This is a genomic window from Rhodopseudomonas sp. BR0M22, from assembly GCF_010907035.1.
GTDB lineage: Bacteria > Pseudomonadota > Alphaproteobacteria > Rhizobiales > Xanthobacteraceae > Rhodopseudomonas.
This window is the reverse complement of the sequence record NZ_QUMK01000003.1, coordinates 1-12,070: the sequence shown is the minus strand read 5'-3', so window position 1 is coordinate 12,070 and position 12,070 is coordinate 1. Positions and strand designations below refer to the sequence as shown.

The following is a 12,070-nucleotide window of genomic DNA, read 5'->3' as shown; positions in this document are numbered from 1 at the left end:
CCCTCCCCACGCATTGGACATTTCGCTGGCGCTTCGGCAATCTCCCGGCCGCCAGCAACAGCAACAGCAACAGGCGCGTCAGGCGCCGGAATGTCCAAGGGGGACCCAAATGATCAAGACCCGTTTCACCGAAGCCTTCGGCGTCGAACATCCGATCGTGCAAGGCGGCATGCAATGGGTCGGCCGGGCCGAGCTGGTTGCCGCCGTCGCCAATGCCGGCGCGCTCGGCATGATCACCGCGCTGACGCAGCCGACGCCGGAAGATCTCGCCAAGGAAATCGCGCGCTGCCGCGAGATGACCGACAAGCCGTTCGGCGTCAATCTCACCATCCTGCCGGCGATCAAGCCGCCGCCTTATGCCGAGTATCGCCGCGTCATCATCGAGAGCGGCGTCAAAATCGTCGAGACCGCCGGCAACAAGCCGCAGGAGCACGTCGAGGAGTTCAAGAAGCACGGCGTCAAGGTGCTGCACAAATGCACCAGCGTCCGCCACGCGCTGTCGGCGGAGCGGATGGGTGTCGACGGCATCTCGATCGATGGCTTCGAATGCGCCGGCCACCCGGGTGAGGACGACACCCCCGGCCTGGTGCTGATCCCGGCCGCCGCCGACAAGATCAAGATCCCGATGATCGCCTCCGGTGGCTTCGCCGATGCGCGCGGCCTGGTCGCGGCGCTGGCGCTCGGCGCCGACGGCATCAACATGGGCACCCGCTTCATGTGCACCAAGGAGAGCCCGATCCATCAGGCGGTGAAGGAGAAGATCGTCGCCAACGACGAGCGCTCCACCGACCTGATCTTCCGCACCCTGCGCAACACCTCACGTGTCGCCAAGAATGCGATCAGCCAGCAGGTGATCGAGCTGGAGAAGCAGGGCGCCACCTTCGAGCAGGTCAAGGAGCTGGTCGCCGGCTCGCGCGGCAAGATGGTCTATGTCAACGGCGACACCGACGAAGGCGTATGGTCGGCGGGCATGGTGCAGGGCCTGATCCATGATATTCCAAGCTGCGCCGAGCTGGTGTCGCGGATCGTGCGCGAGGCGGAAGCGATCATCCGCGGCCGGCTCGAAGCCATGACCTCGGGCGGCGCACGCGAGGCCGCGGAGTAAGACGCGCGCGCCGGGCCGGCGCCGCGAGAACAGGACGAGCTTGTGATGAAAGCCTATGTCTACGGCGCCGCCGGCGCCGCCATCACCGAAGTCGACAAGCCGGCGGCGCCGAAAGGTCCGCAAGTCCTGATCCGGGTCCGCGCCTGCGGGCTCAACCGCGCCGACCTCGGCATGACCAAGGGCCACGCCCACGGCGCCGCCGGGGGCGTCGGCGCCGTACTCGGCATGGAGTTCGCCGGCGAAATCGAAGCGGTCGGCGACGAGGCCTATGGCTGCAAGGTCGGCGACCGGGTGATGGGCTCCGGCACCGGCGCGTTCGGCGAGTACACCCTCGCCGACCACGGCCGGCTGCTGCCGATCCCGGACAAGATGAGCTTCGAGGACGCCGCCACCCTGCCGGTCGCCCTCACCACGATGCACAACGCGGTCATGGCGATCGGCAAGCTGCGCTCCGGCCAATCGGTGCTGGTGCAAGGCGCCAGCTCCGGCGTCGGGCTGATGGCGATGCAAATCGCCAAGCTGAAGGGCGCCCGCACGGTGATCGGCTCGTCGACCGACAAGGGCCGGCGCGACAAGCTGCACCAGTTCGGCGCCGATCTGGCGATCGATTCCTCCGGCGACGGCTGGGTCGATCAGGTGCTCGCCGCGACCGGCGGTGCCGGCGTCGACCTCGTGATCGACCAGGTCTCCGGCAAGGTCGCCAATCAGAACCTCGCCGCCACCCGCGTGCTCGGCCGCATCGTCAATGTCGGCCGGCTCGGCGGCACCCATGCCGAGTTCAACTTCGATCTGCATGCCGCGCGCCGGATCGACTATGTCGGCGTCACCTTCCGCAGCCGCAGCATCGAGGAGATCCGCGAGATCTTCCGCCAAGTCCGGGGCGACATCTGGCCGGCGATCGAATCGCGCAGCCTGAAGCTACCGATCGACAAGGTGTTCCCGTTCGCCGAGATCGGCGCCGCGTTCGCGCACATGGAAGCCAATCGCCATTTCGGCAAGATCGTGGTGACGATCTGAGCCGGTTTCGCACCGGCCACGGCCATCTTAATTGAAACTAATTCGCAGCTTGTGCGAACGGACCCGTTACCCACCAGCGTCACGGATCCGGTGCCTTTCCGGCGTCGCACGAGACTGCTAAATCCCGCGCTATGAACGATATCGCCAGCACCAAATCGCGAGTGGCCGCGATCTCCGTCGTCGCGAGTGCGAGCATGGCGGCGGCGAAATTCGCCATCGGCATCGCCATCGGCTCGCTGGCGCTGATCTCCGAAGCGCTGCACAGCTCGATCGATCTGGTCGCCACCATCATCACCTGGTTCGTGGTGCGGATCTCGGACCGGCCGGCCGACGACGCGCATCACTACGGCCACGGCAAGATCGAGAGTCTGTCGGCGCTCGGCGTGATCGCCCTGCTCTATGTTCTGGCCGGCGGCATCCTGGTCGAAGCCTACAGCCGGCTGAGCGAAGGCTCGACTCCGCCGACCTTCTCCTATCTGGCCTTCGCAATTCTCGGCGTCGACATCGTCGTCAATCTGTGGCGTGCCTGGGCGCTGCATCGGACCGCGGTCGCCACCAAAAGCCAGGCGCTGGCCGCCGACGCGTTGCATTTCGGCTCCGACGTGCTCAGCTCGTTCGCGGTGATCGCCGGCCTGAGCTTGTCGGCTTTCGGCTTCGCCTGGGGCGACGCCGCCGCGGCGATCGGCGTCGCGGCGATCGTCTCGATCCTCGGCCTGCGGCTCGGCCGCTCGACGATCCAGACTCTGCTCGACCGCGCGCCGGACGGCGTGTCGGAGAAGGCGCGCGACGTCATCACGGCTGTGCCGGGCGTGGTCGGCATCGAGCGGCTGCGCACCCGCATGGTCGGCCCGACGCATTTCATCGACGCCCTGGTCGAAGTGCCCCGCACCTATCCGATCGACCGCATCGACGAGATCAATCGCAAGGCCCAGGAATCGCTCACCGCCGAGTTCGGCGATGCCGACCTCACCTTCACGGCAATTCCGGTGGCCCGCGACAATGAAAGCGTGCGCGAGCGCATCATGGTGATCGCGCGCAATTCCGGCCTCGCCGTGCATCACGTCACGGTGCACGATCTCGGCCACAAGCTGATCGTCAGCATCGATCTCGAGGTCGACGGCGAGATGCCGCTGATCGACGCCCACGACATCGCGCACCGGCTCGAGGATCACATCCGCGAGGATTTCGGCACCGACGTCGAAGTCGACACCCATATCGAGCCGCTGGAGCCCGAACTGCCGCAAGGTTACGACGCGGCGCCGTCGCGCGTCGCGGAGATCCGCACGGCACTGAACAATCTCACCCGCAACGGCGCGATCCACGACGTCCACAGCGTCCGCGTCCGCGACACCGAGGCCGGCGAGATCGTCAACTTCCACTGCTACGCCGATCCGTCGATGAGCGTGATCGCCGTGCACGATCATGTCGACGAGATCGAGCGTCGCCTGCGTGCCGAATTCCCGAGCGTGAAGCGCGTGATCAGTCACGCCGAGCCGCCGAACGCCGATTGAGCGCTGCGCACGCCGCAGCCGTTCTCGTTTCGGACTCGACTCACGAAAAAATGTCGGCGCGATTCACCTTTGGATAAGGATTTTTCAGACCCCCGGAATCGTTGACTCTCGACAGCCCGCTAAAAGTCGATTCAAATCCTAACTGTGATTCGAACGGCGCTCGCTGCTCGAACGGGGCAGACGGATACTTGGTGGGGGCCACGTATGGCGCGCGTGCAGGCGGCGGACGCGTGCGGTCAATCTGATTCGATCAAAGGATTGGCGCAATCGATCGCTAAACCCGCGTATCATCGCCTGCTGAATGCAGAGCCGATCTTGCGGCGAGCAGTCCCTCTGCTGATCATCGCTTTCCTCGTCACCATCTTCTTCGGCGCCGCCGTTCAGATCATCGAGCAGGGCAAACAGAAGCGCGGTGCGCTGAACCGCGATCTCAGTGCGCTCGCCGATCTGCTGGCCGAGCGGCTCGAACACATCGGCGTCGTGAGGCTGGATCGTCCCGCCTCGATCGAACGCCTGCAGGATCTGCTGCCCGGCCTGATTCCGTCGTGGGGCATCGCCGCCGGACGCCACGTCATCGTCACCAGTGCCGATCAGCGGATTCTCGCGCGGCTGCCGGTCGGCAGTCCGACCGGAATCGACAACCGCTTTCTCGAAATCCTGGGCGCAGCATCGCTGACCAAATCCGGCCAGCAGAATGGGATCGCCGAGATCCTGCTGCCGGGCGGCACCTCTGCGCTGGCGACCACGCATGTGGTGAAGTCGCTGCCGGGCCAAGTCATGATCATTCAGGAGGACACCGGCTCGGTGTTCCGGTCGGACACCGCACTGCAAGTGACGCTGTCGGCGACCACGGGTTTCGTGGTGCTGATCCTCGGCTTCGCATTCCATTGGCAGTCGACTCGCGCCCGCGAAGGCGACCTGATCAACGACGCGGTACGCAGCCGGATCGACACCGCCCTCAACCGCGGCCGTTGCGGCCTGTGGGATTGGGATCTCGGCCGCGGCCGAATCTTCTGGTCGCAATCGATGTTCACCCTGCTCGGGCTCGAGAGCCGCAACGACCTGTTGACCTTCGGCGAAGTCAACGCCCTGGTCGAGGGCGACGACATCGACCTGTTCGCGATCGCCGACGAACTGATGGACGGCCGCGTCGATCACATCGACCACAGCTTCCGGATGCGGCACGCGCAAGGTCACTGGATCTGGCTTCGGATGCGCTGCGAGCTGACCCAGGAAGCCGACTCAACCGACAAGCATCTGATCGGCATCGCCGTCGACATCACCGAGCAGAAGAGTCTCGCCGAGCGCTCGGTCGAAGCCGATCTGCGTCTGCGCGACGCGATCGAGACCATCCCCGAAGCCTTCGTGCTGTGGGATTCCGAGAACCGCCTGGTGCTGTGCAATTCGCACTTCCAGCGGCTGCACAAGCTGCCGGATTCGGCGGTCGAACCCGGCACCTCCTACGAGACCATCCTCGAAGTCGGCCGGATGCCGCAGCTCCGCACCCGGCTGTGCGACAATGGCGGCGTCGCACCGGGCGCCCGCACCTTCGAAGCGCAGCTCGACGACGGCAACTGGCTGCACATCAGCGAACGCCGCACCAAGGACGGCGGCTATGTCGCGGTCGGCACCGACATCACCAGGATCAAGGCTCACGAACAGAAGCTGGTCGACAACGATCTGCGGCTGCGCGCCACGGTCGCCGATCTGAAACTGAGCCAGGCGCAGCTCGAGAAGAAGACCAAGGAACTGGTCGACCTCGCGCACAAATACTCGCTGGAGAAAACCCGCGCCGAGGAAGCCAATCAGACCAAGTCGAAATTCCTGGCCAATATGAGCCACGAGCTGCGCACGCCGCTCAACGCCATCATCGGCTTCTCGGAGATCATGGGCAGCGGCATGTTCGGCACGCTCGGCTCGGAGAAGTACCAGGAATACTGCCACGACATCATGACCAGCGGCCATTACCTGCTGGAGGTGATCAACGACATCCTCGACATGTCGAAGATCGAAGCCGGACGGATGCGGCTGGAGATGGAGCCGCTCGACCTCTCCAAGACGATCGGCGAGTCGCTGAAGGTCGTCGCCGGCCGCGCCGAGCACAAGCACCTCGATCTGCGCGCCGAGGTCGGCGATCAGATCCCGATCGTCGCCGACCGCCGCGCCATCAAGCAGATCCTGATCAATCTGTTGTCCAACGCGGTGAAGTTCACCCCCGACGCCGGTCGCGTCACGGTGCGCAGCCGGATCGCCGGCGACCAGATCGTGCTGATGATCGCCGACACCGGCATCGGCATTCCGCCGCAGTCCCTGCGCCGCCTCGGCCAGCCGTTCGAGCAAGTCGAGAGCCAGCTCACCAAGACCTACCACGGCTCCGGCCTCGGCCTCGCGATCGCCAAATCGCTGGTCAATCTGCACGGCGGCGCGATGCGCCTGCGCTCGACGCTCGGCGAAGGCACCGTGGTGATGGTCAGCCTGCCCCGCGCCTGCCGCCAGCGCCAGCTCGCCGCCTGATCTCGTCAGGCCTGTTCTCTTCACCGATCGGTCTCATTCACACTCTGCCTCTGTGCTGCGCTGGCATGACTCCGCACTGAGGAAGGAGATTCCGGGTTCGCGCTACGCGCGCCCCGGAATGACTCGTGGTGAGTGAGACCTACCATTCACAACGTCATTCCGGGGCGCGAGCGCAAGCTCGCGAACCCGGAATCCCGAGCTGTTCTGGTCAATGCCGGCAGCCCGCTCCCTCAGCCAACGCGCGCAAAAAACACCCCGGTTCTGATCGCTCAGAACCGGGGCTTTGCATGCACTCTACGTAGTTGGCTTACCAGTTGACGCGGGCGCCGGCGGAGACCTGGTGGCTGGTGGCGTTGCTGCGGAATTCGCCGCTATAGGCGGCGAACAACCGGAACGTCTCGGTGCGCCAGCCGGACAATTTGGCGCCGACCAGCGCCGCGTTGCGACCCGGCTGCGCCGCATCGACCAGGAACGCTTCGTCGAGCAGCGCAGCTTCGCTGACCAGCGTGGTGTCGCGCAGATCGTAGCCCCAGCCGACCTTCAGCTCCGGCGCCAGTGTGGTGCCGTCGATGGTCCGCAGCCGCCCGCTCACCGCCGCGCCGACCGTGGAGGTCAGCTTGTCGTAGGTCCGTGCCGCGTAGACGAGGCCGATCGGCAGCTGGCTTTCGCTGTAGGCATCGCGGCGGAAGCCCTGCCAGGCCAGGCCGACGAACGGCTTCAGCGTCACGTCGTGCCCCATCGCGAACCGATAGCCGGCCTCGAACGTGGTGCCGACGCCGACGCCATTGGCGCTGCCCTGCAGGCTGGTCGGCGACAGCAGGATCTGGCGGCTGGTCGCCATCTGGCTCGGACCGGCCGCGATCCGGACATCGAGCACGGCGGCGCCCGGCGTCCAGCTCGCATAGGCAGCGCCGGCGTAAGTATCGACGGTGCCCTGCATGTCGGTGCTGGTCGCGGTGGTGCGCGTATAGCCGAACGCGCCGCCGGCGCTGAAGCTGTTCGAGAACCGGCGATCGGCACCGACCGCGAAACCGGCGCTGACCGCCTTCGAGCCCGACAGACCATCGCTGTCACCGACCCGGCTGTTGCGGCCAAAGCCCTGGCCCCACACCGACCAGCCGTCCTGCACCCGCTCGGCCGGCGAGATGCTGGCGAACGCATTCATTGCCGAACTGGTGCCGGCGCTCATCGTGTTGCGCCCCGCATAGGACAAGGCGAACGACTGCGCGGTGCCATTCTGGCCGATTTCGCTGCCGGACGTCAGCGCGTCCTGGCGGTCGCCGATCGCACCGAGGAAGCCGGTGAACGCCTGCAGCGGCGCGCTCGCCATTGCCGGCTGGCCGGGCCCGGCGAGCTGATCGAGCGCCTTGTCGAACTGCGCCTGGGTGTCGAGCTTGTACAGCGCGTCGTACAGCGCCTTCTCGTTGGCGGTCGGCATCTCGCCGGAGGCTGCGCGTTCCTTGTCGAGAATGCGGGCGATCGACTGTTGCGTCGGAGCGAGCTTGTCGGCATCGGCGAGCTGGCTGAAGCTCGCCGGGGTCACCACCAGCGTGATCGAGGTCGGGCTGTAGATCAGGTCGAACCGGCCGTTGGCCGGCAGCCCCGAGGTCGGCTGCACCAGATTGGAGAAACTGCCCGCGGTGCTGGCGCCGTTGGTCGCCTGCACGAAGGCGAATTCGGTGCCGATCGCCGGCGTGTAGTTGCTCACGGTGCCGACGCTGCCGCGCAGCACCGGGGTCAGCGAGCCGGCCGCGTAGAACACATTGCCGGCGCCGGTGACGTAGATCTTGTCGTAGGTGCCGGGGCCGCCGGGCACGATCAGCGAGCCGTCGATATCGATCCTGGTATTGGCCGTTGCGGTCAGCGTGACGTTGCCGTTGAAGGTCAGCGAGCCGACCGAGTTGCCGTTCAGCACGGTGCCGGCCGGCACCACATTGTTACTCACCAGATCGCCGATATTGGCCATCTTGCCCGGCGACAGCGTGCCCGCGATCACCGTGTCGCCGGCGATGGTACCAAAGCCGGCCAGGGTCGCAGGCTGCGCCACTTCGAGGCGATGGCCCGCAGACATCGTCAGCGTGCCGTCGACGGCGAGCGTGCCGAGCTGAGCGAACACATTGCCGCCGGCGTTGGTGCGGCCGGAGACGCTCAGAATACCGGTGCCGACTTTGGAGAAGTCGCCGTCGGTGGTGAGCAGCCGGCTCCAGTAGGTGGTTTGATCGGCGGCGACCGACACCGCCGTGTTGGCGGCGAGCGTGGTCGGCCCGTCGGTGGCGCGATCGAGCCGGATCAGACCGTAACCGAACACGGCATCGACGCCGGGCGCGCCGAGATCTTCCGTGGTCGAGAACAGCAGGCGCGACAGGTCCTGCGCGTTGTAGCTCGGATTGGCCTGGATCAGCACGGCAATCGCTCCCGACACCGTCGGCGCGGCCATCGAGGTGCCGGATTCGAACGCGTAGGTGTTATCGGGGACCGTCGAGTACACCTCGGCCCCGGTACGATCGTCACCACCGGGCGCGGCGACGCACCAGCTTGCGGTGACGCCGCAGAGGTTCGAGTACCAGGCAGGCGCCTTGGTGATGCCGACCGACATCACGGCGATGAGTTGGCCATCCTGATGCTGAAGCGCGGTGGCGTCGATCTTCTGGCCCTGATCGTCGTAGACGCCGAGCCCGGCGTGAGCCGGATTGAGGAACGGCAGCAGCGCCAGACCGGACGGATTGCGCGCCGCGAGCGGGTTGGAACCGCGATCGTTGCCGTTGGCGGCGACGACGATCTTGCCGGCCTTCAGCGCGTTGAGCGCAGCTTCCGCTTCGTCATCGATATTGCCGATGGTCCATTGCGTCAGATTGGTCAGACCGTTGAAGTTGGGGCCATAGCTGGCGTTGTAGACCATCGTCCCCGACAGGCCGGCGAAGTAGTTCAGCGCGCTCGCGGAAGAATCGCCGCTGCCGAACACCGAATAGCCGGTCGCGGTCAGAATCCGCAGCGGAATCACGCTGGCGTCGTAAGCGACGCCGTGGGCGTCCACATTGGTGAACTTCTCTGCCGCGATGATGCCGGCGACGTGCGAGCCGTGAATGTCGGTCGGCGTCAGTGGCGTCAGCTCGGTGGGATCGTACGTCGTGCCGTCCCTGTAGACGTAGTTCCTGCCGAGATTGGTCCGCAGCTTGTTGATCAGGCCGGCATTGGTGGTATCGAACCCGGTATCGGCAACCGTGACGGTGACGCCGGCGCCGGTGAAGCCGCGATTGTAAGCTCCCTGCGCGCCGATCAGATCGAGGTTCCAGGTCTGCTGCGCCGTGGACGGCAGCGGGCTCGGCAGGTTCGGCGAGTTGTTCGCCGCCATCGCGACGTTCTGGTACGACGACGCGCTCAGCCCCGAAGCGGAGGCGGTGCGAGTCGCAAGGACCTGCGCGGCGTTCGGCGCAAGCATCATCCGCTGCCCGGAGGTGAGCACGCCGAGATCGGCGGCGGTCGTGACATCGCGCAGCGCCGTCGGCGCCAGCGCGGAGACGTGGCGCACCACCGCGTCGCGCAGCCCAGGATCGCGATACGTGCTGTCGTAAGCCTGTGCGATCAGCGCACGCTCGCCCTGCCGCATCGCTTCGGCGAACTGCGCCTTGATCTCGGGCGACAACGCCGACTTTGCGATCGATCGCGGCTTGGCTGCCGACTCGGCCGCATACAAAGCCGCCGACACCGGAGCACTGACAAGAAACGTCGTACACAACAGCAGCGACGAGAGATGACGAAAACGCCCCACGGTGCTCACGGACTTCCCCTTGCTAGTTCGGCATGCGCCACTCCCGCCGGCGCAGCCGTCTGTTATCTCCGGTCGGCGAACTGATCGATGAGCACTCCGCCGCGGTGTTCGTCCCGTTCTAATTCGGTGCGAACGCATCGCGACAGAGCAGAACGTTTGGATTCAGGTTGACGGCGACGCTTTCCTTTGACCTTGCGTCTCAAAACCGCACGCGGCGCCCTCGTCGGGCCACCGAACCGCCGCCAACAGCGATACACGCAGCGCGCGCAATACGAGAATGTCGCATCCGGCTGCGGGCAGCGCGAAGACGAATCGTCATCCTCGGAAAAAGCCGCTAGGCTGGAACCAACTGGCCGCGAGGCGGCACGAGAAACCGACAAATGATCGAGCCGGCTTGAAGATCAATCGACCCGATGGCGTCCCTTCCCCGTCTCTATTACGTGACCTCCGGCCTCGATGAGGCCAACGCATTCGCGACCTGGAGCGCGGTGATCTCGCCGCTGTTCGAGCCGCGTCCCTGTGCGCCGAGCCGGAAGACGCCGACCGGTTCGGCGTCCGGCATCATCATCGGCGACCTTGTGGTCGCCAAAGTCGCGTTCAACGCCCAGGATTTCGTCCGCGACCCCCAGCGCATCGCGCTGACGCCGGACCACCTGCTGCTGCACCTCTATGTTTCAGGCGGCTTCAACGGCGAGGTGACGCGGCAGCAGACCGTGATCGGCCCCGGCAAGGTGGCGTTGATCGATCTCGCCTGCCCGATCTCGACCCGTGCGTTCGCGTCGAACACGATGTGCCTGATCGTGCCGCGCCGACTGCTGGCCGGCGTGCCGCTGCACAGCCTCAAGCCGAGGCTCGACCCGCTGCGCAACGACCTGCTGGCCGCCTATATCCGCTCGCTGCAGGAGCGCAGCGCGCAACTGACCGAGGCCGATGTCGCAGCCACCGTTGCGGAGACTGCCGACTTCCTGCGCCGGCTGCTGGCGCCGACCGCCGAGGCGGACCTCGCACCGCAACGCGGCGCCGACGAGACCATTCTGGCACTCACCGAAGCGCTGATCCGCGACAACTTGGCACGGCCAGAGCTGTCGCCCGACTGGCTGGCGCAGCAGCTCGAGGTGTCGCGCGCGTCGCTGTACCGGTTGCTGGCCGATCGCGGCGGGGTGATGCGCTATGTCCAGGAACGGCGCCTGCTCGCCGTGCAGGCGGCTCTCGCCGATCCCTTGGAGACGCGGCGGCTGTCACGCCTCGCGTCCGATCTCGGCTTCAAGAGCGAGGCGCATTTCAGCCGCACGTTCCGCGCCCGGTTCGGCGTCACCGCCAGCGCCTATCGCAAGGCGCAGCTCGATGCTTCCTCAACAATTCAGCTCACCAGCCCGGCCGTGGTGCAGCAATGGTGGACGGCCGTGGCGCAGGATCCGCTGCGGCAGGCCGGCTGAGCTAGCCGAAAAGCCGGCTTGTCCGGCTTCGAAGCCGCCGTGTAAGAGCGGGCAACGATTGACGCAAGGAGCCCGGCCGTGGACTTCAGTGCCGCCTTCCATCAGACCTCGGTCTGGATGTTTCGACTGGCGATCGTCGGCGCAGCGGTCGGCATCGGCTACGTCGTCATGACCAAGCAGGACGAAGCGCCGACGGAGGCGCGCGGTGCCGCTGCAGCGCTGGCCGACGATGGCGTCACCGGCTGCCAGCCGATCGGTCACACCGCGAGCGGCAAGCTGGTGTATTCGATGGATTGCGAGCAGGTGCCGGCGGCCGGCGCCGAAGCGGCGAAGTAATCGCAAGCTGGCTGCACGAGCACGCAGCGATCGCGCCGCGGATCGCTGCGCCGCTCGCTACGCGCCCTCGCCGCCGATCAGGCGGTTGAAGATCGCGCGCACGTCGGACTGGGTTTCCTTCACCCGCGCCTGCAGTGACGAGAAGTCCGGCGCATCGCCGGCCCGCACCATCACCCGCAACAGGTCGTCGCCGGCGGTTTCAGGCTTGAACTTCTCGCTGACGCACAGCCGCAGGATCTGCGTCAGGTCCTGATACAGCCGCGCCGCGGGCCGCAGTACCTCGGCGTCGGCGGAGGCCAGGAAGCCGAGCCGCGTCGCATTGTCGAGCGCGGCGAGCGTGTTGACGTGGAGAATATCCGGCGCCTGGTTTGCGTTGCCGAGC

The 12,070-nt window shown here is 66.3% G+C and carries 7 protein-coding genes and 1 pseudogene; 6 read left to right on the top strand and 2 right to left on the bottom strand.

All coding sequences use genetic code 11. The features are described 5' to 3' along the window. Positions 1 to 109: 109 nt before the first annotated feature. The 4 genes from DY468_RS01395 (at position 110) to DY468_RS01380 (ending at position 6,147) form a co-directional block, all read left to right on the top strand. A complete protein-coding gene (locus tag DY468_RS01395; protein WP_164601683.1) occupies positions 110 to 1,105 on the top strand; it encodes an NAD(P)H-dependent flavin oxidoreductase in 996 nt (331 codons plus the stop codon). 45 nt (positions 1,106 to 1,150) lie between these two features. Beyond that, positions 1,151 to 2,122 (top strand): zinc-binding dehydrogenase, encoded by a 972-nt coding sequence (locus DY468_RS01390; RefSeq protein WP_164601681.1) that lies wholly within the window; start codon positions 1,151 to 1,153, stop codon positions 2,120 to 2,122. A 131-nt stretch (positions 2,123 to 2,253) separates the two neighbouring features. Next, positions 2,254 to 3,633, top strand: coding sequence for a cation-efflux pump (locus tag DY468_RS01385; RefSeq protein ID WP_164601680.1), 1,380 nt, complete (start codon positions 2,254 to 2,256; stop codon positions 3,631 to 3,633). A 204-nt stretch (positions 3,634 to 3,837) separates the two neighbouring features. After that, complete coding sequence (locus DY468_RS01380) at positions 3,838 to 6,147, top strand: PAS domain-containing sensor histidine kinase (protein WP_164601678.1); 2,310 nt, start codon at positions 3,838 to 3,840, stop codon at positions 6,145 to 6,147. Positions 6,148 to 6,454: 307 nt separating this feature from the next. Here the strand turns inward: DY468_RS01380 and DY468_RS01375 are convergent, their stop codons facing one another. Further along, on the bottom strand, positions 6,455 to 9,925 hold the full coding sequence (locus DY468_RS01375) for an autotransporter domain-containing protein (protein WP_164601676.1): 3,471 nt from the start codon (positions 9,923 to 9,925) through the stop codon (positions 6,455 to 6,457). A gap of 404 nt (positions 9,926 to 10,329) precedes the next feature. Between DY468_RS01375 and DY468_RS01370 the strand changes: the two genes are divergently transcribed. Together DY468_RS01370 and DY468_RS01365 are read left to right on the top strand one after the other, a co-directional pair. Next, on the top strand, positions 10,330 to 11,352 hold the full coding sequence (locus tag DY468_RS01370; RefSeq protein WP_164601674.1) for a helix-turn-helix domain-containing protein: 1,023 nt from the start codon (positions 10,330 to 10,332) through the stop codon (positions 11,350 to 11,352). Positions 11,353 to 11,430: 78 nt separating this feature from the next. Further along, entirely contained in the window at positions 11,431 to 11,688 is a 258-nt protein-coding gene (locus tag DY468_RS01365) for a hypothetical protein (protein WP_164601672.1), read from the top strand. Between the two features lie 57 nt (positions 11,689 to 11,745). Here DY468_RS01365 and DY468_RS01360 read toward each other — a convergent pair. Continuing rightward, positions 11,746 to 12,070: pseudogene (locus DY468_RS01360) on the bottom strand (bifunctional [glutamine synthetase] adenylyltransferase/[glutamine synthetase]-adenylyl-L-tyrosine phosphorylase); the annotation flags it as partial.

Coding starts and splice junctions, on each gene's coding strand:
- DY468_RS01395 (WP_164601683.1), top strand. CDS start 110: ATGATCAAGACCCGTTTCACCGAAGCCTTCGGCGTCGAACATCCGATC.
- DY468_RS01390 (WP_164601681.1), top strand. CDS start 1,151: ATGAAAGCCTATGTCTACGGCGCCGCCGGCGCCGCCATCACCGAAGTC.
- DY468_RS01385 (WP_164601680.1), top strand. CDS start 2,254: ATGAACGATATCGCCAGCACCAAATCGCGAGTGGCCGCGATCTCCGTC.
- DY468_RS01380 (WP_164601678.1), top strand. CDS start 3,838: ATGGCGCGCGTGCAGGCGGCGGACGCGTGCGGTCAATCTGATTCGATC.
- DY468_RS01370 (WP_164601674.1), top strand. CDS start 10,330: ATGGCGTCCCTTCCCCGTCTCTATTACGTGACCTCCGGCCTCGATGAG.